Raw genomic sequence first — 26320 nt, 5'->3', positions numbered from 1 at the left:
GGTGAAGGCCCCCTTGAGGTGGCCGAACAGCTCGCTCTCCAACAGCTCCGGGCTGATGGCGCCGCAGTTGACCGGGACGAAGGCGCCGCGCCGACCGGACAGGCGATGCAGATCACGCGCCGCCAGCTCCTTGCCGGTGCCGGATTCCCCCAGAATCAGCACCGGCGAGGGCGCGGGAGCAACGCGCGCGATGATATGCGCCAGCTCCTGCATGGCAGGGCTCTCGCCCTTGAGGCTGGCCTCTTCCTGCTGATGGCGGGCATTGTCGCGACGGAGCAGGAAGTTTTCCCGCGTCAGCTGGCGGCGCTCAAGGCAGCGGTCCAGCGCAGCCTGCAACTGTTCGAGACGAAACGGCTTGATGATGAAATCACAGGCTCCGGCCCGCAGCGCGCGCACAGCGGTCTCGAGATCGGCGTAGGCGGTCATGAAGATGACATCACTGACCGAAGAGGGCGCAAGCGCCTCATCCCAATCCAGGCCATCACGCCCCGGCAGGCGAATATCGAGCAGGATGAGGTCGAAATGCAGGCGCGAGCGCAGGGCTTCGGCCTGCTCGACACTGTCGGCACATTCGATCAGCGCGAAGCGCGAGGACAGTGCCTTCTCCAGATAGCGGCGCATGCCGGGCTCGTCATCGACGATCAGTACCGAGGCGGTGGGGAGGGGGTCGCTGCCGCTACGCCGGGTCTCACGGGGTGTGGAGGGGGCGTGGGCAGTCATGGCGTTCCTCGGGTCAACAGGGCAGTAATGGTCGCAGGGGAGATCATCTCTATCATGCGGGCATTGTGGCGTGCTGCTCACTGGTAATCTAGCGCTGGATGCCACATTGCTGCCTCTTTCTGCTTACGCTTGCCACAGGCAGGGCCTTGCAGCCTTGTCAGCACGCGGCGCTGGCGGGCAGGGTTGGTAGGCTGCCCCGTTGCGCTACGCAAGGCCCGGCGATGACTCGGCAATCGGGTCGTCATGGGTCAGTGGTGGTCATGCCTGGACTTGTTGTCAGTATTTTCTCGGCCATGCCGGCAGTGCCATTCCAACAGCGCCATTCGCTCCAGTCGATATAGCGACGGCAGCAGGGCGAGAAGGGCGTCAGGGACGAGGGGGGCGTCAGGGACGACAGGAGGCGGGAGCCGGCAAGTCTGCCTGCTGGAGAAGATTCCGGTATCATCGCCGGCTGTCTTGCGTGTCAGTCCATGTATCAGCAAAGCCTTGAAAGCCTTTATTGGATAGTCCGTTTCGTCACCACAGCGCTTTCGGCATGTCGTTTGCAGAGTCAGCATTCACGCTGATGTCTTCAAGACCGTCACGCCAGAAAAAATATTCAGGGAGCACCACCCATGCCGCAACGCCATACCTTGTCTTCTCGTCGCCTGCTGGCCACCCTCGCAGGCCTGTCATTCGGTGCGCTGAGCATTCTGCCGGCCCAGGCAGCCGACGACATCATCCGTCTGGCCACCACGACCAGCACCTACAACTCAGGCCTGCTCGATCACCTGCTGCCGGAGTATGAACAGGCCCACGATGTCACCATTCAGGTCATCGCGGTCGGTACCGGCAAGGCGTTGCGCATGGGGCAGGATGGCGATGTGGATCTGGTGATGACCCATGCGCCGGGCGCCGAGCGCAAGTTCGTTGATGCCGGCTACGGTGTCGAACCGCATGGCGTGATGTACAACGACTTCGTGCTGCTCGGCCCCGAGGCGGACCCGGCGGCCATTGATGGCATGCAGGATGTGGACGCGGCACTGGGCAAGATCGCCGGCGCCAATGCCGGCTTCATCTCGCGCGGCGATGACTCCGGCACCCACAAGAAGGAATTGGCCCTGTGGCAGAGTGCCGATGTCACCCCTGACTTCTCCGGCTACAAGGCCGTCGGCCAGGGCATGGGCAAGGTGCTGAGCATGGCCAGTGAGCTGCAGGATTACACCCTGAGTGATCGTGGCACCTGGCTTGCGATGGAAGACAAGCTCGAGCTTGAGATTCTGGTCGAGGGCGATGCGCGCCTCTTCAACCCCTATCAGGTGATTCTGGTCAACCCGGCCAATCATGACGGGCTCAATACCCGTGGTGCGCGTGAGCTGGCCGAATGGCTGATCTCCAGCGAAGGGCAGCAGGCAATCGATGATTACCGTCTCAAGGGCAAGGCGCTGTTTCATGCCAGCCACGGCGAGACCGGCTTCGATGCTCGCCAGACAGCGGACCGCGCCTCTGAGCGCGCGCCGGTGAAGGCGCAGGGCGCACAGGCTGAGCCGCGTTCGTGAGCTTGTGGCAAACCACGCAGGAGGCCATGAGCCTCCTGCTGAGCATGGATGGCGCGCTGTGGGAGATCATCGGCGTGTCGTTTCGTGTCTCGCTGATGGCGATGTTGATCGCGGTGCCACCGGCACTGTTGATCGCCTTCGTGCTGGTTCGCTGTGCCTTCCCGGGGCGCTGGCTGCTGATCTCGCTGATCAATACCCTGATGGCCGTCCCCACCGTGGTGGTGGGGCTGCTGCTGTTCATCCTGTTGTCGCGCGCTGGCCCGCTGGGCGACTGGCATCTGCTGTTCACCCAGCCGGCGATGGTGATCGGGCAGATTCTGCTCGCCCTGCCGATTCTGGTGGTGATGCTGCATGCCGCGCTGGCGGGCGTCGACAAGCGTGCCTGGGAGACGGCCTTGCAGCTGGGGGCGTCGCGCCGGGCGGCGCTGTGGCGGCTGGTGATGGAGGCCCGTTTCGGCGTGATGGCGGCGTTGGTGGCCGCGTTTGGTAGAATCATCGCTGAAGTGGGCTGCGCCATGATGGTGGGTGGTAACATTGCCGGTTTCACGCGCAATATCACCACGGCCATCGCGCTGGAAACCCTCAAGGGCGAGTACGCCCAGGGGGTCGCCCTGGGCATGGTATTGCTGGTGTTGGCACTGGCGCTCAATCTAATGCTGGGGCTGTTGCGCGGTCGTGGTCAGCTGGTGGTGCAGGCGTGACCCGCGGCCTCGCCGCCAGTCACGTTCTGCTCCCGCAGCCTGCAAGCCGCCTGCCTGCCAGTTGAGACAAGCACACCAGCACTGATCGCGTCAGGCTGAATCGTCGTATGGAGTCATGATGTTCCCCCCTAGTTCTTCGTCCTCGTCTGTTCCCCCGGGCGACCCCTCCTGCCCGGTGGCGGGGACTGGCTTCGCGCAAGCCTCGCCGTCTGCTGCCCAGGTACTCGCTGCCGACGCAAGCGTTGCCCCTCTGTTGCGTGTGCGCGGCCTCGAATATCGCTTGCCGCCTGCGGCGCAGGCATCCGGTGAGGGCGTTGAGGCGCAAGGGCGCCTGTTGTGGCATGTGGCGGCGCTGGATTGGGCGCCGACCCCGGCGTCCGGCTGGGTGCATCTCAAGGGCGACAACGGCAGCGGCAAGACCACGCTGCTGCGCGTGCTGGCCGGCATGCAGCCAGCGACTGGCGGCAAGCTTGAATGGCAGACCCGTGACGCTCATCCGGTGCGCTACCTGCACCAGCAGCCGTATCTATTCGACACCAGCGTGGCCGGCAATCTGGTGCTGGCGGCTCGCTGGCAACCCGACAGCGGCTCTGCCGGCCAGCAGCGCGATCAGGTCGAGGAGATGCTGCACTGGAGCGGGCTGAGCGATCAGGCCCGACAGCCCGCCCGCTCATTGTCGGGTGGCGAGCGGGCGCGACTGGCATTGGCGCGCGCCTGGTTGTCGCGTCCGCCGGTGCTGTTGCTGGATGAGCCTGCCGCCAATCTGGATCAGGCCGCCGTCGAGCAGTTGGCGTTGCGACTGGAGCAGATGTGCCAGCAGGGATGTGCGGTGATCCTGTCCTCGCATCAGGACAATGCCTTGAGTCAGGGCTCGAGTGCGCGCTGGACGCTGAGCGCTGCCAGCCTGCACACTGAGCCCTCAGCGGGCTGAGTTGCCTTCAATAGCTGAGCCATCAGTGCAGGCGCTTCAAGCTTCAGGGCTGAGAAAGCCTTGTTCATCAGCCGCTTGCACTGGATGCCCTGCCAGTGGCCCTGCTGCATGACATTACCTGCGCCTTTGCGCACTCGACCGGGATACGCCTTCATGCCGAGCTCCAACCACACCTCTGTCGCTACACCACTGCCGAGCGATGCCGAGCAGCTCAAGGCCTCGCTCACGCCCGCCAATATCACCGGGGTGGTGCTGGCCGGTGGCCAGGCGCGGCGCATGGGTGGCGTCGACAAGGGGCTGGTCATGCTCAATGAGGTGCCGCTGGTGGCGCATGTGCTGGCGCGCCTGACCCCTCAGGTGGGTGAGCTGCTGATCAATGCCAACCGCTCGCACGCCGAATATGCCGCCTATGGGCATCCGCTGGTCGAAGACAGCGAGCAGGGTTACCACGGCCCCCTGATGGGCATGGCCAGTGCGCTGGCGGCAGCGCGGACGCCCTGGGTGATGATGGTGGCCTGCGATGTGCCGCACCTGCCCAATGAACTGGTCGGGACGCTGAGTGTGGCGCTGATCGACCATGCCAACGGCGATCAGCTGGAAGGCTTCACTGTCGAAGGCGGTCACGCTGGTGATGCCGGGCCTGCGCTGCTGGCCGTGGCGGCAGACGAGTTCCGTTACCATCCGGTGATCTGTCTCATGCATCGTGGCTTGCTGCCCTCGCTGCAGGCGGCGCTGGCCGCTGGCGAGCGCAAGATCGACCGCTGGTTCGATCAGCACGTCTGGCTCAAGGTTCAGGCGGGCAGCGAGCAGGACTTCGCCAATCTCAATACCCTTGAAGAGTGCCGTGAGATGGAAGCCGGCTCGCGCTGAGCGTACTTCTTTCCTGACGTCCGTTGCGTGTCATCCATTCCCGCTTACACACTCATGGTGTGTCATTGTGATGCAGGTCGTCATCGCAGGGGGCGTCTCTTCAGGAGTCTGGCGGGTTATTGTCTTTGCCTGCCCGGTATTGATGGCCTTGGCGTTGCACTTTGAAAGTGTCGTGTCTGGCGGTTCTGGCGGCTGTCTTGCCACTCTGCGTCGTAGCCCCCATTGAGCCATTGCTCATATCGAGCCGTTGCCCATTGAAATGAGCGCCGTGCGTGTTCACCTTCATGGCACCCGCTCAGCCCGCATTGTCATCGTCATCTTTTCCCTTGCGGGCGCGGGAGCGCTGCGGTGGGCCCGTCGACAGGCCGCCTTACGCCGGAATCATCAAGAGAACCTTCATGCCTGAGTCTTCCTCCACGACTGACCAGCGTGCTGATACCGCTGTCAGTGCTGAACATTCCTCCCCCCGCAGTGATGCTCCCACGCCGCGTGGTGATATTTCTCATGAAGTCGGGATGTCGCCCGCCTGGCAGGCACGTCTGGCGGCGTCAGCGTGTCCGCTGCTGGGCATCGCGGCCTGGAGCGGCACCGGCAAGACCACGCTGCTCGAGCAGCTGCTGCCCGAGTTGAGAGCGCGCGGCCTCCGTGTCGCCGTGATCAAGCATGCGCATCATGCCTTTGATGTCGATACGCCGGGCAAGGACAGCCATCGTCTGCGAACGGCCGGTGCCGTGCCGATGCTGGTGGCGTCTGCCAAGCGCTTTGCGCTGATGATGGAGACGCCGGACCAGGCGGAGGCCGATCTGGAGCAGCTGGTGGCGCAGCTCGAGGGGCTGGAGGTGGACCTGATTCTGGTCGAAGGCTTCAAGCAGTGGCCGCTGCCCAAGCTTGAGCTGTACCGCGAGGCCGTGGGCAAGCCGCTGCGAGCCCCAGAGGACCCCTGGATCCATGCGCTGGCGACACCGGCGGCGCAGCTGCCGCCTCGTGATGATGTGCCGCAGGACCTCAAGCGGCTGGATCTTGACGATCCTCAGGCGCTGGCCGCCTGGATCGCCGCCTGGCCGGTGCATTGGCGTCTGGAAGGCGGCAAGCCGCGTGGCGAGGTGGGCGCATGAGTCTGTCGTGTTTCGATCCGCGTTTCGGCGAGCGCATGCTGAGTGTCGATGAAGCCTTGAGCGTACTGGGGGAGAGCCTGGCGGGCGTGATGCGCACGCCGCGCAGCGAGCGTGTCGCCCTGGCGCAGGCGCCCGGACGTGTGCTCGCCGAGACGGTCATCTCGCCGCTGGATGTCCCTGCGCAGACCAACGCGGCGATGGATGGCATCGCGCTGGCGCAGGCTTCATTGCCAGACGCGGAGAGCGGCGAGCCCCTGAGCGATCGCGGCGAATTGAGCGATCACTGTCAGCTGATCGTGATCGGCAGCTCGCTGGCGGGTCATCCCTGGACGGGCCGGGCGCTCGCCGCGGGGGAGGCCATGCGCATCACGACCGGTGCGGCCCTGCCCGCAGGCGCCGACACCGTCGTCATGCAGGAGCAGCTCGAGTATCGCTCCACGCAGGGTGAGGGCGAAGGGCAGGGAGAGGGCTTGATTGAGAGCGAAGCAGGCGAGCGGGTGGTGATCGAGGGCGTGACCAGCATTCGCCGTGGCCAGAATGTGCGTCAGGCCGGTGAGGACATCGCGCGCGGCAGCCAGGTGATGGCACCGGGCCAGTGGCTGACGCCTGCCGCCGTGGGCGTGCTGGCCTCGCTCGGGCTCGCCGAGGTCGCCGTCTATCGGCCGCTGACGGTGGCGGTCTTCTCCACCGGTGACGAGGTCACGGCCCCCGGCGAGACACTGCCGGCCGGCGGCATCTATGACGCCAATCGTTTCAGCCTCGTGGCGCTGCTGCGCGACCAGGGCATCGAGGTGCTGGATCTCGGCATCCTGAGCGATGACGAGGCGAGCGTGAGTGCTGCCCTGCGTGATGCCGCGACGCGTGCCGACATGGTCATCACCTCCGGCGGCGTGTCGGTGGGCGAGGCCGATCATGTGCGCAGCGCCCTCGCTGCCTGTGGTGAGCTCGCGCTGTGGCGCATCGCCATGCGTCCGGGGCGCCCGCTGGCGTTCGGCATGTTGCGTGCCATTCCCGCCGACGACGCGTCGTCATCTGGCCAGGTGCCGTTCTTTGGCTTGCCGGGCAATCCGGTGGCGACCATGGTCACCTTCCTGCAGTTCGTGCTGCCCGCGCTGCGCCTGTTGTCGGGCCAGCAGCGGTTGGCGAAGGCTGAGGCGAGCGCTTCCGCGACGACGCTGGCGCAGTGGCAAGCCCCGCGGCTGCAGTTGATCGCCGGCGAGACGCTGCGCTCACGTGCCGAGCGTGTCGACTATCATCGCGGCCAGATCGTGCTGGATGACCAGGGGCGTCAGGTGGTGATGACCACGGGGCGGCAGGGCTCGGGGATTCTGACCTCGATGTTGCTGGCCGAATGCCTGATCGAGATTCCCGCCGGCTGCGCCACGCTTCACGCCGGCGAGCCGGTCATGGTGCAGTGGCTGGGCAGTCGCGGCATCATCTAGGCGATGCCCGCGCAGTGGTCATGTCAGCTGATTCATGAAAAGATAGTCTGCTAATTTCTTGGCCAGTCCTGTCCAACAGGGCTTGCCTGCCTGCTTCTTCAGGCATTGGTATTTCAGAGATTGCCGCCAGTCAGGCGCACCCGATACGGATACGAGACAGCTCATGAGCCTTACTCATCTCAACGCACGCGGCGAAGCCCATATGGTGGATGTTGCGGACAAGCAGGAAACCCGCCGCGAGGCGCGAGCCAGCGCACGCGTCAGCATGCTGCCTGCCACGCTCGCTCTGCTCGCCGAAGGTGGCCTGCCCAAAGGGGATGTGCTGGCGACGGCGCGTATTGCCGGCATCCAGGCGGCCAAGCGCACTCATGAGCTGATTCCGCTCTGTCATGCCTTGATGCTCTCCAAGGTGACGGTCGACTTCACGCTGGACAGCGCCAACAGCTGCGTGGAAATTCAGGTGCTGTGCCGCCTCAATGGGCGTACCGGTGTCGAGATGGAGGCGCTGACGGCGGCCTCGGTAGCGGCCTTGACGCTCTATGACATGTGCAAGGCGGTCGACAAGGGTATCGTGATCGGCGATATCCAGCTCGAGACCAAGACCGGCGGCAAGAGTGGTGACTGGCAGCGCCCTGACGAAGCCGCCGCTGTCGAGCAGACGTCGGTTGAGCCAAGCCGGTCTGAACCAAGCCGGTCTGAACCAAGCCGTGCTGCGACAGCTGAGCCCATCGAAGCGACAGCGGGACAGGCCGCTCCGGCGGCCCCCGGTGATGCCACCGTGCGGGTTCTCTTCCTGGCGGAACTGCGGGAACGCCTGGACCTCGACAGTCTGGCGCTGAACCTGACGACGCTGTCCGAAGCGACGGTCGGGGGCCTGAAGCGCACCCTGGCGCTGCGTGACCCCCAGCTTGAAGCGCTCAATGACACTCGCGTGCTATGCGCCGTCAATCAGGACATGGTGCGCGATGACCACCCATTGAATGCCGGTGATGAAGTCGCCTTCTTCCCACCGGTGACGGGGGGCTGACATGACCCAGGTCGCAAACGAAGCCTCGCGGGCCTTTTCGGTCAGCATTCAGGCCAGCGATTTTGATCTGCGTGTCGAGCAGGACGTCCTGACGCGTGGGCGCGGCGACATCGGTGCCGTGGTGTCCTTCACGGGGCTGGTGCGTGATTTCAATCAGCGACCGGATGTCGTCGCGCTGACGCTGGAACACTATCCCGGCATGACGGAGCGCAGCCTCGAGCGCTTGATCACAGAGGCGCGCGAGCGCTTCCCGCTCACCGGGGTGCGCATCATTCACCGTGTCGGACGGCTCGAGCCCGGCGACAATATCGTGCTGGTGCTGGTCGCCAGTGCGCATCGTCAGGCTGCCTTTGCCGGCTGTGACTTCCTGATGGACCACCTCAAGTCGCGGGCGCCTTTCTGGAAAAAGGAGCACACCGCCACAGGAGATTATTGGGTGCGGGAACGCTCGAGCGATCGCGAGGCACTCGAGCGCTGGCATCCAGAGTCCGCAGTGACGGCAGAGGATGAAGCGGTATCCCCCTTTGTCGAGCAACACAAGGCTGATGACTCATTGGCCGAGGCCAGCGGCGAAGAGAGACAATCAGCGCTGGCAACACCCAAGTTTTCGGGAGAGTCATGATGGAAACCCTGGTCGATGACTTCGGTCGTCGCATCCGCTATGTTCGCCTGTCAGTGACGGACCGCTGTGACTTTCGCTGCGTCTACTGCATGAGCGAAGAGATGACCTTTCTGCCGCGTGACGAGGTGTTGAGCCTCGAAGAGATCGCGTTGCTGGCGCGCGCCTTCGTGGAATTAGGAGTCGAGAAGATTCGCCTGACCGGCGGGGAGCCGCTGGTGCGGCGTGATATCGGCAAGCTAGTTGATGAAATCGGCGCGCTCGAGGGGCTCAAGGACTTCTCGATGACCACCAACGGCGCCGGCCTTGCCAAGCACGCCGCTCAGTTGAAGGCCGCCGGCATGTCACGGCTGAATATCAGCCTTGATTCTCTGGACCCGGAGCGCTTCAAGGCGCTGACGCGTACCGGCGACCTGAACAAGGTGATCGCCGGCATCCGTGCTGCGCGCGAGGAAGGCTTCCGCATCAAGCTCAATGCAGTGGTGCTGAAAGGGCGCAATGATCACGAAGTGGTGTCGCTGGTCGAATTCGCGCGTGAGGAAGGGTTGGACATCAGCTTCATCGAGGAGATGCCGCTGGGCCAGGTCTCGGATCACGGTCGTGACGAGACCTTCTGCTCCAGTGATGATGTCCAGGCGCGCATCGAGACGCGTTATCCGCTGATTCCCACGCTTGAAGACAGTCTGGGGCCGGCGCGCTATTTCCGCATGGCGGACAGCGAATCACGGGTGGGATTCATCTCACCGCACAGTCATAACTTCTGCTCGACCTGCAACCGCGTTCGCGTCACGGTAGAGGGGCGTCTGTTGCTGTGTCTTGGCAATGAGCACTCGCTTGACCTGCGTGACATCATGCGTCGCCACCCGGGTGACATCGAGCCGCTCAAGGCCGCGATCATCGATGCCATGCACCTCAAGCCCGAGCGTCATCACTTCACGACGGACGGTGATGTCCAGATCGTTCGCTTCATGAACATGACGGGAGGCTGAGTCCTTTTTCGTCAGCAGTCGCGGCGCTCATGTTGATCGAGCCAGCCCGGATAACTCACAGGCGCTCACCAAAACCCCGCTATCAAGCGGGGTTTTTGTTGGTCTATCCTATGGAAACACTGCCTTGCTTTTGACAAGGCTTGTTAGTTCATATTTAGCGCTTATACTTTGCTGCATTATCACATCCAATGCGATGACTCGCAGGGATTCCAGCTCAGTGCATATGGTGGAGGTAGCGAAATGACAGCCGATTCTCTCGAAAAGATCGCTCGTAACAAGAATGTTGCTCGTGCAGCAGCGCGTCAGCTGTCCATGGAACAACTGCACAAGCTCTCCGAGGTCATCAATGAGGTGATCGAGCAGAAAGCCGAAGAAGACGAGCAGCGCCGCGAAGAAGAAATCGCCAAGGAGCGCAAGCTTGCCGAGATTCGTGATGCGATGATCGAAGCTGGCCTTTCCGTGGATGATCTGGTCAGTGATCAGCCCAAGCGTCGTGGCCGTCCGCCGAAGAACAAGTCCGTTTGAGACCTTCGGCCTGACGCCATGGAGGTGGCTGAAGCGCTTGAGATCGAGATTGCCAGTCGGCAAGTCGGCAATCTCGCCATCACCAGTCCCTGAGCGCCTCCCAGCAGCAGAAAAGCCCGCCCGGTATTTCCCGGGCGGGCTTTTTCATGCGCTGCTTTGTGCAGGGCAGTGAGCTCAAGGCGGCCATCACTTCAATGATGGCGCGACACTTACTCCTGATTCATGGCCATGATATGCAGGAAGAGCACCGGCTCATGGCGCAGGTGGTTGCGCAGCCAGCGATTGATGCGGCCATCGAGTTGCTGCTTGAGTTCACGTTCATTGCTGGCATCCAGGCCTGCCAGGGTGTCATCCAGCCACTCGGCGAAGCTGTCTTCATCCAGGCTTGAGGTGCCGCTGATATCCAGCATCAAGCGGCCGATGCGAACCCAGCCGGCCTCCTGCAGCGTGACGGGCAACGCCAGCGAGACGCTGCCATGTCGGCCGAGACGCGCGCGGGCACGGCGGTCCATGGAATCCAGCGGACGCACCTTGTCATGCTCGATGATGCGCTCGTGCAGTGTCAGGCGTTTCTCCACCGACAGCCCCTGAGCATCGAGGCGAATCACGTCACCATTGACGGGAATCAGCGGTGCCTCGATGCCCAGGGACTGTGCCACCTGGGTGTGCGCGAGCTGGTGGCGATATTCGCCATGCACCGGCAGCAGACGTACCGGTTTCAGCCAGCCATAGAAGGTGCGCAATTCTTCCTGCGCCGGGTGCCCGGAGGCGTGCAGGTCCGGGAACTGCTTCTCTTCCATGATGCCGACGCCAAGGCGTGTCAGCGCATTGTGCAGCTTGCTGATGGCCAGCTCATTGCCGGGAATCGCCTTGGAAGAGAAGATCACGGTGTCGCCGGCAGCCAGTTCGAAGTCCGGATGGCGGGAATTGGCCAGGCGCGACAGCGCGGCGCGCGGCTCGCCCTGACTGCCGGTGGCGATCACCATGACCTCTTCCGGGGGCAGGTAGCCCAGGTCCTTTACCGGTACCAGTGGCGGGAAGTCTTCCAGATAGCCGAGACCGCGGGCGACGCGCACCATGCGCTCCATCGAGCGCCCCAGCAGCGTGATGCGGCGACCATTGCGTGCGGCGGCGCGCCCCAGTGCCAGGATGCGGGCCAGGTTGCTGGCAAAGCAGGTCACGACGACGCGTCCGCGGCAGCCGGCCAGCGTCTTCTCCAGCGCACGGGCTACCTCGCCTTCACTGCGCGAATGACCCGCCAGCGGCGCATTGGTGGAGTCGCCGACGACCAGATCGACCGGTGCCAGTGCCTGATAGCGCTCTGGATCAGTGGGCTCGCCGATCAGCGGCTCCGGGTCCAGCTTCCAGTCGCCGGTATGCATCACGCGATATTCCGGCGTGACGATCAGCAACGAGCAGCTTTCCGGAATGGAGTGGGTCAGTGGCAACAATCGCAGCGCGAAGGGGCCGGATTCAAAACCTTCATCCACCTCGATGATCTGCAGGCTGGAGGTTTCCAGCTCGCGTTCGGCAAACTTGGCGCGCAGCAGGCCAGCCGCCAAGGGCGTGGCGATGATCGGGCAGCGCCATTTCGGCCACAGCCAGGCGACTGCGCCGATGTGGTCTTCGTGGCCATGGGTGATCACCAGCATCTGCGGGCTGATGCCCAGGCTTGCCAGGGACTCGATATCCGGCACCTGCAGCGGACCTTCCGGCAGGTCCTGGCGAATCATCATGCCGCAATCCACGGCAATCCAGTGATCCTGATAACCATACAGCGTCAGATTCATGCCGATCTCGCCGCAGCCACCCAGCGGTAGCAGGTGCAGCGGCGGACGTTGTCTCTGACGGACTTGAACGCGGGGTTTCAACATGGATGTCATGCCATCTATAAAATGTGGCTCAACTATACGGGAATCCCGCGAAGCGCCACAAATGGCGCTGTTGTCCGGTCGCGTCGATTCGAGAGCGGCCCAGCCGTTCGCACGACGCCTTGAGGTGGGCCGGCGTGATGGCCGCTGATCGCAATGTCGTATTGACCATATGGACAGAATCGGGGCGCAGCACTGTTTCAGGCCGCGTGATCAGCTACAATAGCCCACCTTTGCCGAGGGGCTGCTTACGGGCGGTGTCATGATTCCTCGCGCAGGCCGGCGCTTCGCCGGCTGAACATCATTCCCGCTATCACAATGGTTGAACTTACGATGTCTCACGCCTATCGCCTGGTGGTGTCCTGCCCTGATCAGGTCGGAATTGTTGCCCGAGTTTCCACTTTCATCGCCGAGCAGGGCGGATGGATCACCGAAGCCAATCAGCATTCTGATCTTGGCGCCGGCCGTTTCTTCATGCGCTATGAGATCAACCCCGAAACCATCGGCCTGAGCGCCGCTGAGCTCGGCAAGCGCTTCGCCCCGATCGGTGAAGAGTTCGGCATGCAGTGGCGCGTGCATGACACCGCCGCCAAGAAGCGTGTCGTGCTGATGGTCTCCAAGGACTCCCATTGCCTGGTGGATCTGCTGCATCGCTGGCAGTCCGGTGATCTGGATTGCGAGATTCCCTGCGTCATTTCCAACCACGATGACATGCGCTCGCTGGTGGAATGGCACGGCATTCCGTTCCATCACGTGCCGGTCGACAAGAATGACAAGGCGCCGGCCTTTGCCGAGGTCGAGCGTCTGGTAGAAGAATCACAAGCCGATTGCATCGTGCTGGCGCGCTACATGCAGATCATTCCGCCGAGCCTGTGTGAGCGCTATGCCGGTCGCCTGATCAACATCCACCACAGCTTCCTGCCTTCCTTCGTGGGCGCCAAGCCGTATCACCAGGCCTTCGGGCGTGGGGTCAAGCTGATCGGGGCGACCTGCCATTACGTGACCGAAGAGCTGGATGCCGGCCCGATCATCGAGCAGGACATCCATCGCGTCACTCACTGCCATACCGCCGAGGAGCTGGTACGTATCGGCCGTGATGTCGAGCAGAAAGTGCTGGCGCGCGGCCTGCGTTGGCACCTGCAGGATCGCGTGCTGATCCACGGCAACAAGACCATCGTCTTCGCCTGAGCCTCGCTTGCTCAACGCATGAGTCTGTCATCGACCTGAGGTCGTGACGAAGAAGCCGGTACCTGTTTCAGGTGCCGGCTTTGTTGTTTTCGGAATGGGGTGGGCGCCTGGCGCGAGCTAGAACAATCCCAGCTGCTGGGCGTCCTCACGGGCCTTGAGGCGCACGCCGACGCCCAGCAGACGGACAGGGCGATGGCCGCGTTGCCAGGCTTGCTCCATCAGCAGGGCGAAGCTGTTGGCGCTCGGCAGCGTGGTGGTCGAGGCTGGGAGCAGGCTTTCCAGCGTGGTGCTCTCGAAGTTGCTGAAGCGGATCTTGACGAACTGCTTGGCCAGCACCGGCTGGTCATGACGGGCGTGACGGCTGGTCAGGCGTTCGAGCAGGGCAGGCAGGCGCTCGAGGCAGGCCGGTAGATCAGGCAGGTCGTGATCGAAGGTGTGCTCGACACTGATCGACTTGCGCTCACGCTCGACACGCACCGGTCGCTCATCGATGCCGTGCGCCAGCTCGTGCAGGCGGGTGCCGAACTTGCCGAAGTGCTCGGCCAGGGTCGTCAACGGCGTGGTGCGCATGTCCTCGCAGGTGGTGATGCCCAGGCGTGTCAGACGTGCCAGCGTTGCCGGGCCGACCCCGTGCAGCTTGCCGACGGGTAGCTGGCGGATGAAGGCGTCGCTGGTCTCGGGGGTGATCACCGTCAGGCCGTCGGGCTTTTCCCAGTCACTGGCGATCTTGGCCAGAAACTTGTTGGCGGCCACGCCAAGGGAAAGCGTGATGCCGGTGCGCTTGAGCGCCTCTTCCTTCAACCAGCGCGCCATCCAGGTGGCGCTGCCCTGAAAGTCAGTCACGGCGCTGACATCCAGATAGGCCTCATCCAGCGAGAGGGGCTCCACCAGGGGCGTCAGCTCATGGAAGAGTGACTGGATCTCGGCGGAAACGGCGCGGTAGCGCTCGAAGTCCGGTGGCACCAGAATCAGCTGTGGGCAAAGGCGCAGCGCGCGGGCAGTCGACATCGCCGAGCGTACGCCGAAGGCACGCGCGGGATAGTTGCAGGTGGCGATGACACCGCGTTGCTCGGTGCGGCCACCGATGGCGATGGGCACCTCGCGCCACTCGGGATGGCGGAGCATCTCGACGGCGGCATAGAAGCAATCGCAGTCGGCGTGGAGGATCTTGCGCATGCGCGCATCATGCTAAAAGACTGGATGGCTGTCCAGTGGCGGTACCCATTCATTGCGCCTGAGCCGGCTCCGCAACGACAACGCCCGACAGTGAGGAAGGTCCTCTCTGTCGGGCGTTGTCATGTCTGGCATCTCGCTTGGGCGCGAGACTGTCGCTCAGCGGATTACAGCGTCATCGCGGCCACCCAGCCGAACACGATCAGCGGGATGTTGTAGTGGATGAAGGTCGGCACCACGCTGTCCCAGATGTGGTCGTGCTGCTGATCGACATTCAGGCCGGCCGTCGGGCCGAGGGTCGAGTCAGAGGCAGGTGAGCCGGCATCCCCCAGCGCGGCGGCGGTGCCGATCAGCGCGACGGTGGCCAGCGGCGAGAAGCCGAATTGCAGCGCCAGCGGCACGTAGATGGCGGCAATGATCGGAATGGTCGAGAAGCTGGAGCCGATGCCCAGGGTGATGAACAGGCCGACCATCAGCATGACCAGCGCGGCCAGCGGCTTGTTGTCACCGATGATGTGGAAGGAGGCGTCGACCAGGGTCTGGATGTCGCCGGTGGCCTTCATCACGGAAGCGAAACCTGCCGCCGAGATCATGATGAAGCCGATCAGCGCCATCATGCGCATGCCGGACGTGAAGAGGTCATCCGCTTCGTTCCACTTGAACAGGCCACCCAGCGAGAGGATGGCGAAGCCGACCAGGCCGCCGAGAATCATCGAGCCGGAATACAGCTGAATGCCGAGGGCGGCGATGATGGCGACGCCTGCCATGATCAGGCCGCTCTTGGACGGCGTGTGCATGGGCGTGTGGTGCGGTACGTTGCTGGACTTGATCTCGCGGGTCGCGTAGTCACGCGGCTTGCGGTAGGAGACGAACAGCGCCGTCAGCAGACCGAGGAACATGCCGCCGACCGGAATCGCCATCGCCATCGGCACCATGCCGCGGGTCACGTCGAGACCGAGCGACTGGCCGGCCTCATTGATGTTGGCCAGCAGGATGTCGTTGAGGAAGATGGAGCCGAAACCGACCGGCAGCAGCATGTAGGGCGCGGTCAGGCCGAAGGTCAGTGCACAGGCCACGGCACGACGATCCAGGCGCAGGCGGTTCATGGCGACCAGCAGCGGCGGAATCAGGATCGGGATGAAGGCGATGTGGACCGGAATCAGGTTCTGGGAGGAAATCGCGACCAGGGTCACGCTGCCCAGCAGACCGTACTTGATGGCCGTCTGGCGGCGCGGCGTGCTTTCGCCATTGAGCAGGCCGATCAGGCGTGCGGCGAGCAGGTCCGGCAAACCGGAGCGAGACAGGGCGACGGCGAAGGCACCGAGAGTGGCGTAGGCCAGCGCGACCTTGGCGCCGCCGCCGACACCGTCATTGAAGGCGCCGAGCGTGTCGGTCAGTGACAGACCACTGAACAGACCGCCGACCAGGGCGCCGGCGACCAGCGCGAAGACGACCGAGACGCGAGCCAACGACAGGCCGACCATGACCAGGACGGCCAGAATTACCGCATTCATGCGAGTACCTCTATGTGGGGTTGTGCCAGCTTTGGGAGTGTTGCGGACAGAGCGGGCGAACTGTGGGTGCGTGGCCACCCGATCCCGGGGCAATGCCTCGCATGACGTGTACATTCGTGACGAATGCCTTGCTGTCGCAGTGTTCCTGCGGCTTCCTCCTGAATGCCGTCAAAAACGGCGCATTATCTTACCAGAAGGGCAACGCAAGCTGAATGGCCGATGAACATGGGCGCTGCCAAATGGCACAAGTTGGCGTGCCATGACGGCTTTTTGTAGAATGCCACGCTGCCCGGCGGCTGCAGTCGCAGGCGTTATTCAACAGGAGTGCGCATGCTGGAGCTGGAAAATGCCCGCGTCATCGGCATGGGAAATGATCGGCGTGTCTATCAGGACCCGAACGACCCCCATCGCTGCATCAAGGTCCCGCGTTACCCTGACAAGGGCAGCCGCCAGAATGAACGCGAGCAACGCTATTTCGAGGGCCTGGTCAGACGTGGCATGCGCGACTGGTCCTATGTGCCTGCCTACCACGGCAGTATCGCCACCGCCGAGGGGCTCGGGCTGGTCTTCGATCTGATTCTCGACAGTGACGGCTCCACGTCACGCCGACTGCGCGAGGTGCATCTCGAGACCCCCGAGCGCCTGAGCGCCGAGGTGCTGGTGAGCGAGCTGGCCAATCTCTATCGCTATCTCGAGAAACGCTGGCTGATTCCGTCTGATCTCAATGATCGCAATATCGTGGTCCAGTTCAGCGACGACCAGCCGCCCAGGTTGTGGCTGATCGACGGTATCTCGAATCCTGACTTCATTCCGCTGGCGACCAGTGTCGCCTGGCTGGCGCGGCGCAAGGTCGCGCGTCGTTATCGTCACTTCCTCAAGAAGCTGGTCAAGGGTGGTCAGCTCTCGCCAGAGGATTATCAGGCACTCGAAGCCCGCTTGTGGGGGTGAATGCCTCTAATGGTGATGGCTTTCGAGAATGGTGGCTCTCGAGAGTGACTGCCCCTGATGGTGCTTGTCTCTGATGGCAATCGTCTTTGATGAATATCGCCTTTGATGAACATCGCCAGGGGCAGTCATGTTGTGCATCAGTGCATCAGTGCATCAGTGCATCATTGCATCAGTGTTCCAGGGTCTCGAAGTAGCTGGTCATCGCATGGGTGATCTGGCGCAAGTCCTGCGGCGAGGTGATATAGGCCGGCATGGTATAGAGCCAGCGACCGAAGGGGCGTAACCAGACACCCAGTTCACGGGCATGGGCCTGAGCGCCTGCCAGACTGCTGGCATCGTGCACTTCTATCACCGCAGTGGCACCCAATACGCGTATATCGCGAATGGCGGGGTGGGAGAAATTCAGCAGGGTATCGCGCAACAATTGATTGAGCTCGGCAATCTTGCCCAGATAATTCTCTTCCTCGAATACCGCGAGACTTTCCAGTGCCACCCGACAGGCCAGCGGATTGCCCATGAAGGTCGGGCCGTGCATGAAGGCGCTATTGGCATCCTCACCATCAAATGCATGGAAGATATGACTCTGGGCCAGGGTGGCGGCATGTCCCAGATATCCCCCCGTCAGTCCCTTGGAGAGCACCATGATGTCGGGAGAGACATTGGCGTGTTCACAGGCAAACATCTTGCCGGTCCGACCGAAACCGGTTGCGACTTCATCGAAGATCAATACGATTCCGAACTCATCACATAACTCGCGCGCCGCCTCGAGATAGTAGGGCGAGTACATGTTGAGGCCACCTGCCGCCTGCAAGAGAGGCTCCATCAACAATGCCGCTATCTCATGCTGGTGTGTTTCCAGGCAGGCGCGCAATGCGCTGATATCGTCTGCTACCTCGTCACGACTGGCGCTGAAACCGGCAGTCGGCGCCGGTGCGAAATGATGTCTGGGCAGGAAATCGGCGAACAAGGAGTGCATGCCTTCCTCAGGGTCACACACTGCCATGCAGCCCGCCGTATCGCCGTGATAGGCCTTCATCAATGACAGCATGCGCGTTCGTCCGCGAGTGTCATCGCGGTCTTTGCGCTGTTGCTGATATTGCACTGCCATCTTCATGGCGACTTCCATGCCCACCGAGCCGCTATCCGAGAAGAAGACGTGATTCAGGCCCTCGGGGGTGACGCGCACCAGCGCATCGGCAAGCTCCTTGGCCGGTCGATGGCGAATGCCGCCCAGCATCACATGGCAGAGTTCTGCCGCTTGCTGCTGAATGGCCGCGACGAGGCGCGGGTGTCCGTAGCCATGGATCATGCACCACCAGGAACATGTCGCATCCAGCAGTGTCTCACCTCCCGCTAGTGTCATGCGGGCTCCCGTGCCGCCGACCACCTCCAGTGGCGCTGGCATGTCCTGCATCTGGGTATAAGGGTGCCAGAGAGAAAGTGAGTCCGTATCGCGGGTCGGCATCTGGGAGAATGGCATGAAGTGTCTCTGCGAGTGGCGGGAGAGTGGAATGGCGTGATGACAGCTCAATCTTTGTCAACTTTGACCATTCTATCAGGTTGACGGTGTTTTTGAAGTGACGCTTTCTGGAGAAAGTGTTGCATTTTGCACCACTATTAGTTCGCCACCTGCTTTAGTATGGACTTCTGTTGTTCGTTCAGGTGCATGCTTTTCGAGGTGCGCAGGCAATGACAGCTCTACATCAAAAGTCTGCAATCTGACGCCGCCACGCCAACGGGAAAGTGGTTGCATAATACTTCCTTATGGGTTGTTGTCATGAATTGTGCATATCCCGTGAATATTGGAGTTCCAGTGATGGCGGGCCCTCAAGCCCGATATCAGGTCGTGGTAAAGACTTCTTCGTGTTGTTGCAGAGACGCTTTTGGCAGACCTGTCTTCAGTTGTGACAGGGGATAATGAAGTGCCTGGGCAGTGAGTACTGTTTTTTTGCTGGCTATTGCATTGATCGGAAAGATTGCATACTTTGGAAACATGTTATTTAAGACTTCACCTCGCAGTTGACTCGGTCTATAATCGCCCTTGATCTGGTGTGGGCGCTTAACTGTCCCGAGTGTCCTGCACAAGTCTTTATGAAAACGCGCTGTTAAACATGTACGGCAGGTGAATATCGCCGAGCCTCTTTCAGCATCGTGTTTTCGTGACTCAACTGTCTGTCCCGACATCCTGGAGATACTCATGTCCCTGTTGACTGATTTCATGCAGAAAGAGCAAGAGCTCAAGAAACTTCAAGAGCAGCTGGAAAGCCTGCGCAATGATGACCGTCTGAAGAACGAACTCGAATTCAAGGACAAGCTGGACGCGCTGATGGGCGAGTACGGCAAGTCCACTCGTGACGTCATCACCCTGCTGGACCCGAAAGCGTCCCAGGCGCCGGCTGCTGCCGCACCGGAAAGCAAGACCGGTGGCGTGCGTCGCAAGCGCAAGCTGAAGGTCTACAAGAACCCGCACACCGGTGAAGTCATCGAGACGCGTGGTGGCAACCACAAGCAGCTGAAAGAGTGGAAGGAAGAGCACGGTGCGGAAACCGTCGAATCCTGGCTCGAGCGCACTGAAAGCTGAGCACTGGCTTTGTTGCCAGCTAGCTGACGCTGCCAGACATGAAAAAGCCCCGCAATCGCGGGGCTTTTTCATGTCTGGCGTTTGACTGACGCTAGACGACGGACTCCTTCTTTTGAGTAGTCCTAGAGCAGACCTTGAGCAGACCGATAGGGCGCTTTCCCGTGAGACTCGCTGTGAGATTACAGCGTCAGAAAGCGCCACTATCGGCAGCCGTCATGCCCGAGGGTTACCTCGAGGGCTATCAGCTATCACGCTGATTGAGGTCCACCAGGCGACCGATGGCGAGAATCTTGCCTGTCGGTTTGCCGGTCGGCGAACCGCCTTCTGGCTCCAGTGTCATCTCCAGCAGCTGGCCCGGGCTCATGCTGCCGATCTGCTCGGCGCTGAGTTCGATGCCCGCAATCGGGTCGACCAGCCCCAGTGAGCGCGGCCCTTCTTGCGGGTCGGTCAGGGTCCACAGTTCGATGGCGCGATCCGTCGGGCGCTCGATGGAGACCTTCGGTGTCAGCTGCAGGCCACCGCTGGGCGTGACATTGGCCACCCAGGTCGGCGTGCCCGGATCTTCCAGTGTCTGCAGGATAGCGACCATGCGTTGCGCGTCGCCGTCAGGCGTCTGGGTAGCCATCTCCGGTGATGTGCCTTCCAGTGGTGCGCTGGGGGAGAAGGGCCCCATCTGCATGACCAGCGCCAGGGCGAGACCTGCCCCCAGGCCCAGTCCGAGGCCACCGCCGAGCCAGCGCAGCAGCCAGGGCGCCTTGGTAGTGGCGCTTGTCTGCTCTGCGTCATGTCGAGCGGCGTCATCGCGGGTGGCGGAGGACTGCTTGAGGCGCACCAGGCTGGCGTCGATGCGCTTCCATAGTGAGTCGGAAGGGGGCTCCGGCGGCAGGCGGTCACTCACGCTCAGCCAATGTTGCTGCCAGCGCAGGGCCATGCGTGCAGCATTGTCATCGCGCTCGATCCAGGCGCGCACTTCGGCCTCGCGCTCAGGGTCCAGCAGCCCGAGGGCATGCTCACCCAGCAGCAGGTTCTGTTCTTCAGGAGATTCGGGAATCAGGGGGCTATTCATCGTGACAGGCACTCCTGCAGTAGCTTGAGACCGGCGCGGATGCGTCCCTTGATGGTGCCAAGCGGTGCGCTCAGCTTCTCGGCGATCTGTTCGTGTGTCAGTCCCTTGAAGAAGGCCAGCAGAATGGGTTCGCGTCGCGGCACTTCCAGTTCACCCAGGCAGTCGCTCAACTGGTGCGCCGTCTGGCTGTCATCGGCCGCGGTTTCCGGGTTGGCGAGCAGATCGGCCAGCGTGTCGAGCGCATCGCTGTCGCCGCGAGGCGTCCGCCCCTGGGCGCGCAGCTGATCCAGAGCGCGATAGCGCAGGATGGTAAACAGCCAGGCGCGACCATTGCCGAGTTCACGGCGATACTGGCCCGCGTTGGACCACAGCTTGATGAAGGCGTCATGGACGGCATCTTCCGCCTGGTCGCGGCTGTTCAACAGGCGCATGGCGAGCGCCAGCATACGGCCCGATTCAAGATCATAGAGGCTGCGGAACGCGGCCTCGTCTCCGCGTGCACAGGCTTCTATCGCACTGGCGTGGTCAAAGCTTTCCGCGTCTGGCGGACTGACTGACGGCTTCTGTGCTGGCATGGGGCGGCCGGCTCCTTTGGCAGGGGGTCCATTGTTCAGCTGACGGTAAGTGCACCGCCGGGGAATGGCAAGTTGCATGATAGAGGCCTTCGTTCGGGAAAGAATCAACGCCCGTGACGGTCGGGATGGCGGTGCGTCAACTGCGAGGGATAGTCAGGTAACGTCCTGCTTCCCGCCTTGGATGTTCGCGGCCGGTTTTCAGACGTGTCTGGGCGTGGCGTCAGCCCGTCACCTCACATCCGGTGGGAAAAGCGCGGCGCGGCTGCATTGCTGCTCGCGCGGTGAGTCCGCATAATGGCCGGCATGACAGCCTGGGAGGCGTGATGAAGCAGAAATTCAATACGATCGGCGTGATTGGCCGACTGGGCAGTGCCCAGGTGGTGGATACGCTCAAGCGCTTGATTCGCTTTCTGGATTCCCGTGGCCTGGCCATGGTGATCGAGGAACGCACTGCCACGCTGCTGCTGGACCACGGTCTGCAGGTGGCCAGCCGCCGTCAGATGGGCGAGCAGTGTGATCTGGTGATCGTGGTCGGCGGCGATGGCAGCCTGCTGGGCGCCGCGCGCGCGTTGTGCCGCAGCGGCACGCCCGTGCTCGGCGTCAATCGCGGGCGACTCGGCTTTCTGACCGACATTCGCCCTGATGAGCTCGAGGAGAAGGTGGCCGAGGTGCTGGGCGGTGACTATCTCAGCGAGCAACGCTTCCTGCTCGAGGCCGAGGTTTACCGCGAAGGCGAGCGCATCGGGGCGGCCGATGGCCTCAATGATGTGGTGCTGCACCCCGGCAAGGCGGCGCGCATGATCGAGTTCGAGCTGTTCATCGATGGCCAGTTCGTCTACTCCCAGCGCTCGGATGGCTTGATCGTCGCCACGCCGACCGGCTCGACCGCCTATGCGCTGTCCGGTGGCGGCCCCATCGTGCATCCGCGTCTCGAGGCGATCACCCTGGTGCCGATGTTCCCGCATACCCTTTCCAGTCGTCCGATCGTGATCGACGCGGCCAGCGAGATCATCCTGCATATCAGTGCCAGCAACTCGACCTATCCGCATATCAGCTGCGATGGCCAGACCCAGGTGGTGGCCAAGCCCGGGGATGTGCTCAAGATCCGGCGCAAGAGTGAGCGTCTGACGCTGATTCATCCGCTGGAGCACAACTATTTCGAGATCTGTCGCACCAAGCTCGGTTGGAGCAATCGCCTCGGCGAATGACCTCAAGGCTCACAGCATGCAAGCATTCGTGGCGCCACAGGATGGCTATGACCTTATCGGCGATGTACACGGCTGCGGCGCCACTCTGGCGACGTTGCTGGAGACGCTCGGCTATCACATCGTCGATGGCGTCTATCGCCACCCGACCCGCAAGGTCATCTTCCTCGGCGATATCATCGATCGTGGTCCGCGCATCCGCCTGGCGGTGCAGCTGGCCAGCAGCATGGTCAATGCCGGCGAAGCGCTGATCGTGATGGGCAATCACGAATACAACGCCCTGGCGTATTGTCGGCGCGCACGCCCGCGTGCAGGCGGCGAGCATCGTGATTTCCTGCGCTCGCATACCTCACGTCACAATCGCATCATCCGCGAGACGCTTGACCAATATCAGCATCATCCCGATGAGTGGGACGAAGCGCTGCGCTGGTTCATGCGCATGCCGCTGTGTCTGGAGCTGCCGCCGCTGGCCCCCGGCCAGAGCGGGCTGCGCGTGGTGCACGCCTGCTGGGACGAGCCACTGGTGCGTACCTTCCTGGAGCGCTACCCCGATGGCTGCATCGATGAAGACTTCCTGCATGAGTCCATCGAGCACGACAGCTTCGCCTATCGCGTGCTGGACCGCATGACGCGCGGCGCGAATCTGCGCTTGCCGGAAGGGGTCGAGATCCATTCCGGCGATGGTTTCACGCGGCGAAGCTTCCGCACGCATTTCTGGGCACGTGAGCCCCGCACCTACGGCGATGTGGTCTTCCAGCCCGACAACCTGCCCGGCGAGCTGGAATCGCGCTGGTTGAGCGAGCAGGAGCTGGCCAATCTGCCTTACTACGGGCCAGAGCAGCCGCCGCTGTTTCTCGGGCACTACTGGTGCGAGGGGTTGCCGGCGCTGCCGGCCCCCAACATTGCCTGCCTGGATTACAGCGCGGTCAAGTTCGGACGCCTGGTAGCGTATCGCTTCAGTGGCGAAGCCACGCTGGATGCCGCCAACTTCGTTTGGGTACCGGTACCGCGTGAGCCTTCCCGACGCCCCGTGCCGGAAGAGCTGTCCCGCGACACCCTGTCGAACCAGTCATTCGCCAATGGCGCCAGTCAATAGCTCTGGTCATGGCTACGCCCCAATAGCGTCAGCAATGCTGGTGGCGAATGGCGATTGTTTTTTACAATCACATGTCAGTGAACCAAAGCCCGATTGCGCACTCTGAGTAAGTGTTCCCTTGAATGATCCTTGCTCAGTCCGGTGCCCCCCACCGGGCTTTTTTTATGTCTGTCACAAAGGCCAGGCGCCTGCGGCACTGTGGTAGATTTTCACAGGCTGGTCTGACTTCTCCTTGTTTATCAACGTGTACTGAGTCTGTTCAGTCGCGTGTCATCTTCAGAGGCATAGCATGTTCAAGGTTCTGACGCTGCCCGAATCCTTCGACAGCCGCCCCCTGCGCGAAGCCCTGTGGGCCGAGAAGATCGGTCACCAGATCACCCTGAGCCAGACTCGCCCGACAGAGGCTGCGTCTGGCGAGGATGCCGAGAGCCACGAGGGCAGTCAGGAGCTGTGGCTGGCCGACCCCGAGCAACTGCCGCGCGTCATCGCGATGCTCGAGCGCCAGTCACGCGGTGAACCGTTGCGGGACGCCTCCGCAGGTGCCGCGACGCGTGGCACCGCCAGTTCTCAGTCCCTCATCGCCCTGATGCGCCAGACGCCGCTGACCTGGCTGGTCGGTCTGGCCTGCTGCGTCACGGTGCTGTTCCAGTATGCGCTGGGCCAGGCGGCGGTATTCGAGTGGCTGGCCATCGTGCCCTTCGAGCTTGTCGGCAGTCAGCACATCGCGCCCGAGCCGCTGTCCGTGACGCTGGGGGGGGAGTGGTGGCGGCTCTGGTCGCCGTCGTTGATGCACTTCGGGGTACTGCACCTGGTGTTCAACCTGCTGTGGCTGTGGGTGTTCGGGCGTCAGATCGAGGCCATCGATGGCGGTTGGCGCTTCGCGCTGGTCGTGGTACTGAGCGGCGTGGCGGCCAATCTGGCCCAATACGCCACCGGCAGCGTGCTGTTCGGTGGGCTGTCGGGGATCGACTTCGCCGTGATCGGCTATGTCTTCGTCGCCGCACGCCGGCGCCCCGCGCTGGGCTATCAGATGCAGCGCTCGCTGATGATCTTCATGCTGATCTATCTGGTGCTGTGCATGACGCCGCTCTCGAGTGCCATCGGCCTGGGCGCCATCGCCAACGAGGCGCATCTTGGTGGCCTGCTGACCGGTCTGCTGCTGGGCTGGCTGCTCCCCAGGCGCAGCGCAGCCTGAGCGTTGGCGATTCGGCCTCGGGGATGACACTGCCGGAAATGACACTGCGCGAAACGACAGTGCGCGAATGACAATGCGCGAAACGACAATGCTAGAATGGCGGCCATCCCCGGTGACTCCGATGGCCCGCCTTCGGCAGTCGTGGACCCGTATCAGGAGAGTATGTGATGAGCAACATGTCCTTTGACGGCATGGTCGAGCAGATGACGCCGACCATCTACGAGAGCCTCAAGCAGTCCATGCAGCTGCGCAAATGGCCGGATGGCCGCGTGCTGACCCAGGAGCAGGTCGAGCTGTGCATGGAAGCCGTCATCAAGTACGAAGCGCACAACAACGTGCCTGCCGAGTCGCGTGTCGGCTTCATCGACAACGGCACCTGTGGGCCGCGTGATGACGACAGCGCCGCAAGCGATGAGCCGGAGCAGATCAAGTGGGTCAACTGACGCTGGATGATGCCCTGAGTGCGGATGAGGCCTCCGGCACGGCTCAGGAAGCCAGTGCTCAGGATGCGGCGCCCATCACGCTGAGTGGCAACCTCCACAAGATGTCCATCGTGCCCGCCGGTGAGACGCTTGCGATCGATACCTCGTTTGATGCGCCGTCGGTCATGCGCGAGCCGCTGGCGGCCAACTATGGCCTGCGTCTGGGCGAGATTACCCAGCCGCTGAATGCCTATATCGGCCACAAGGTGCGTTTGAGCTTCACCGGTCAGATCCACTGCAGCCATTGCGGTCGCAAGACCAAGAAGAGCTTCGCGCAGGGGCATTGCTATCCGTGTTTTCGCAAGCTGCCGCAGTGCGATGGCTGCATCATGAAGCCGGATACCTGCCATTACGCCGAAGGCACCTGCCGTGATCCGCAGTGGGGCGAGGAGCACTGCTTCCAGCCGCATATCGTCTATCTGGCCAATTCTTCCGGCCTCAAGGTCGGCATCACGCGCAAGACCCAGATGCCGACGCGCTGGTTCGATCAGGGCGCCATCCAGGCGCTGCCCATCGTCGAGGTGTCCAATCGCCTGCAGTCGGGGCTGGTCGAGGTGCTGTTCAAGCAGGCGCTGAACGACCGCACCAACTGGCGGGCGATGCTCAAGGGCGATGTGGCCGAGCTGGACCTGGAAGCCGAGCGGGATGCCTTGCTGGCCCAGATGTCAGAAGGCCTGGCGGCGCTGCAGGCGCATTGTGGCGAAGGCGCCATCCGGGTGCTGGACACCACGGCGCTGGCCTTCGAGTTTCCCGTGCGCACCGCGCCGACCAAGGTCACCTCGTTCAACTTCGACAAGACGCCAGTGGTGGAAGGTGTGCTCGAAGGGCTCAAGGGCCAGTATCTGATTCTCGACAGCGGCGTGATCAATCTGCGCAAGTTCACCGGCTATGAGATCGAGGCTCAGCTCGGCGAGCAATGAGCCGCGGCTGAGCCATAGCCAAGAGCACA

General features: G+C 62.6%; 26 protein-coding genes. 18 read left to right on the top strand and 8 right to left on the bottom strand.

The window, feature by feature from the left end; translation table 11 throughout:
* A partial coding sequence (locus AOG28_RS09815) for a sigma-54-dependent transcriptional regulator (protein ID WP_152965395.1) occupies positions 1-720 on the bottom strand: 720 nt, incomplete at its 3' end.
* A gap of 614 nt (positions 721-1334) precedes the next feature.
* Between AOG28_RS09815 and AOG28_RS09810 the strand changes: the two genes are divergently transcribed.
* From AOG28_RS09810 to AOG28_RS09765, 10 genes are all read left to right on the top strand, one after another.
* The gene (locus tag AOG28_RS09810; RefSeq protein ID WP_082388644.1) at positions 1335-2258 is read left to right on the top strand and encodes a substrate-binding domain-containing protein; all 924 of its coding nucleotides are present in this window, start codon (positions 1335-1337) and stop codon (positions 2256-2258) included.
* 26 nt (positions 2259-2284) lie between these two features.
* Positions 2285-2959 carry an ABC transporter permease gene (locus AOG28_RS09805; RefSeq protein ID WP_199852303.1) on the top strand — a complete coding sequence of 225 codons (675 nt, stop codon included), beginning with the start codon at positions 2285-2287 and terminating at the stop codon, positions 2957-2959.
* Positions 2960-3077: 118 nt separating this feature from the next.
* Positions 3078-3890 (top strand): ABC transporter ATP-binding protein, encoded by an 813-nt coding sequence (locus tag AOG28_RS09800; RefSeq protein WP_160317868.1) that lies wholly within the window; start codon positions 3078-3080, stop codon positions 3888-3890.
* A gap of 153 nt (positions 3891-4043) precedes the next feature.
* Positions 4044-4760 carry a molybdenum cofactor guanylyltransferase gene (gene mobA / locus AOG28_RS09795; RefSeq protein ID WP_054556298.1) on the top strand — a complete coding sequence of 239 codons (717 nt, stop codon included), beginning with the start codon at positions 4044-4046 and terminating at the stop codon, positions 4758-4760.
* A gap of 515 nt (positions 4761-5275) precedes the next feature.
* Positions 5276-5875: a molybdopterin-guanine dinucleotide biosynthesis protein B gene (gene mobB / locus AOG28_RS09790; RefSeq protein WP_054556297.1), complete on the top strand. Its 600-nt coding sequence runs from the start codon at positions 5276-5278 to the stop codon at positions 5873-5875.
* Positions 5872-7317 (top strand): molybdopterin molybdotransferase MoeA, encoded by a 1446-nt coding sequence (locus AOG28_RS09785; protein ID WP_054556296.1) that lies wholly within the window; start codon positions 5872-5874, stop codon positions 7315-7317. The genes mobB and AOG28_RS09785 overlap by 4 nt, the downstream gene beginning before the upstream one ends.
* Positions 7318-7480: 163 nt before the next feature.
* A complete protein-coding gene (moaC, locus tag AOG28_RS09780; RefSeq protein WP_054556295.1) occupies positions 7481-8344 on the top strand; it encodes a cyclic pyranopterin monophosphate synthase MoaC in 864 nt (287 codons plus the stop codon).
* Between the two features lies 1 nt (position 8345).
* On the top strand, positions 8346-8966 hold the full coding sequence (locus AOG28_RS09775; protein ID WP_082388640.1) for a molybdopterin synthase catalytic subunit: 621 nt from the start codon (positions 8346-8348) through the stop codon (positions 8964-8966).
* Complete coding sequence (moaA, locus tag AOG28_RS09770; RefSeq protein ID WP_054556294.1) at positions 8963-9952, top strand: GTP 3',8-cyclase MoaA; 990 nt, start codon at positions 8963-8965, stop codon at positions 9950-9952. Before AOG28_RS09775 ends, moaA begins: the two co-directional genes overlap by 4 nt.
* A gap of 240 nt (positions 9953-10192) precedes the next feature.
* Positions 10193-10477 (top strand): H-NS family histone-like protein, encoded by a 285-nt coding sequence (locus AOG28_RS09765; RefSeq protein ID WP_043336782.1) that lies wholly within the window; start codon positions 10193-10195, stop codon positions 10475-10477.
* Between the two features lie 209 nt (positions 10478-10686).
* Here the strand turns inward: AOG28_RS09765 and AOG28_RS09760 are convergent, their stop codons facing one another.
* A complete protein-coding gene (locus AOG28_RS09760) occupies positions 10687-12267 on the bottom strand; it encodes a ribonuclease J (protein ID WP_054556316.1) in 1581 nt (526 codons plus the stop codon).
* Positions 12268-12681: 414 nt separating this feature from the next.
* Between AOG28_RS09760 and purU the strand changes: the two genes are divergently transcribed.
* Entirely contained in the window at positions 12682-13536 is an 855-nt protein-coding gene (purU, locus tag AOG28_RS09755) for a formyltetrahydrofolate deformylase (protein ID WP_054556293.1), read from the top strand.
* Between the two features lie 117 nt (positions 13537-13653).
* Here the strand turns inward: purU and dinB are convergent, their stop codons facing one another.
* Entirely contained in the window at positions 13654-14712 is a 1059-nt protein-coding gene (gene dinB, locus AOG28_RS09750; protein WP_054556292.1) for a DNA polymerase IV, read from the bottom strand.
* Between the two features lie 164 nt (positions 14713-14876).
* The gene (locus AOG28_RS09745; protein WP_043336774.1) at positions 14877-16223 is read right to left on the bottom strand and encodes a Na+/H+ antiporter family protein; all 1347 of its coding nucleotides are present in this window, start codon (positions 16221-16223) and stop codon (positions 14877-14879) included.
* A gap of 330 nt (positions 16224-16553) precedes the next feature.
* On the opposite strand from AOG28_RS09745, the gene AOG28_RS09740 reads away from it, so the two are divergent.
* Positions 16554-17171: a YrbL family protein gene (locus tag AOG28_RS09740; RefSeq protein WP_054556291.1), complete on the top strand. Its 618-nt coding sequence runs from the start codon at positions 16554-16556 to the stop codon at positions 17169-17171.
* A gap of 169 nt (positions 17172-17340) precedes the next feature.
* Here the strand turns inward: AOG28_RS09740 and bioA are convergent, their stop codons facing one another.
* Positions 17341-18651 carry an adenosylmethionine--8-amino-7-oxononanoate transaminase gene (gene bioA / locus AOG28_RS09735; protein ID WP_235507009.1) on the bottom strand — a complete coding sequence of 437 codons (1311 nt, stop codon included), beginning with the start codon at positions 18649-18651 and terminating at the stop codon, positions 17341-17343.
* Between the two features lie 75 nt (positions 18652-18726).
* Positions 18727-18924, bottom strand: coding sequence for a hypothetical protein (locus tag AOG28_RS18220; RefSeq protein ID WP_152965394.1), 198 nt, complete (start codon positions 18922-18924; stop codon positions 18727-18729).
* A gap of 444 nt (positions 18925-19368) precedes the next feature.
* Between AOG28_RS18220 and AOG28_RS09730 the strand changes: the two genes are divergently transcribed.
* Positions 19369-19752, top strand: coding sequence for a histone-like nucleoid-structuring protein, MvaT/MvaU family (locus AOG28_RS09730; protein ID WP_043336770.1), 384 nt, complete (start codon positions 19369-19371; stop codon positions 19750-19752).
* A gap of 241 nt (positions 19753-19993) precedes the next feature.
* Here AOG28_RS09730 and AOG28_RS09725 read toward each other — a convergent pair whose 3' ends face one another.
* On the bottom strand, positions 19994-20818 hold the full coding sequence (locus AOG28_RS09725; RefSeq protein ID WP_054556290.1) for an anti-sigma factor: 825 nt from the start codon (positions 20816-20818) through the stop codon (positions 19994-19996).
* Positions 20815-21393: a sigma-70 family RNA polymerase sigma factor gene (locus AOG28_RS09720; RefSeq protein ID WP_043334088.1), complete on the bottom strand. Its 579-nt coding sequence runs from the start codon at positions 21391-21393 to the stop codon at positions 20815-20817. Before AOG28_RS09720 ends, AOG28_RS09725 begins: the two co-directional genes overlap by 4 nt.
* Positions 21394-21716: 323 nt before the next feature.
* Here AOG28_RS09720 and AOG28_RS09715 point away from each other — a divergent pair, with 323 nt between their 5' ends.
* From AOG28_RS09715 to AOG28_RS09695, 5 genes are all read left to right on the top strand, one after another.
* Positions 21717-22601, top strand: coding sequence for an NAD(+) kinase (locus AOG28_RS09715; RefSeq protein ID WP_054556289.1), 885 nt, complete (start codon positions 21717-21719; stop codon positions 22599-22601).
* Between the two features lie 16 nt (positions 22602-22617).
* On the top strand, positions 22618-23694 hold the full coding sequence (locus AOG28_RS09710; protein WP_052384625.1) for a metallophosphoesterase: 1077 nt from the start codon (positions 22618-22620) through the stop codon (positions 23692-23694).
* Positions 23695-23983: 289 nt separating this feature from the next.
* Complete coding sequence (locus AOG28_RS09705) at positions 23984-24889, top strand: rhomboid family intramembrane serine protease (protein ID WP_054556288.1); 906 nt, start codon at positions 23984-23986, stop codon at positions 24887-24889.
* Between the two features lie 167 nt (positions 24890-25056).
* Positions 25057-25332 (top strand): YeaC family protein, encoded by a 276-nt coding sequence (locus AOG28_RS09700; protein ID WP_043334093.1) that lies wholly within the window; start codon positions 25057-25059, stop codon positions 25330-25332.
* 164 nt (positions 25333-25496) lie between these two features.
* Positions 25497-26291 (top strand): DUF2797 domain-containing protein, encoded by a 795-nt coding sequence (locus AOG28_RS09695; RefSeq protein WP_054556314.1) that lies wholly within the window; start codon positions 25497-25499, stop codon positions 26289-26291.
* Positions 26292-26320: the final 29 nt, after the last annotated feature.

The organism is Cobetia sp. UCD-24C, assembly GCF_001306765.1.
Classification (GTDB): Bacteria; Pseudomonadota; Gammaproteobacteria; order Pseudomonadales; family Halomonadaceae; genus Cobetia; species Cobetia amphilecti.
The sequence above is the reverse complement of the archived record's forward strand: the minus strand, read 5'-3'. Positions and strand labels throughout refer to the sequence as shown.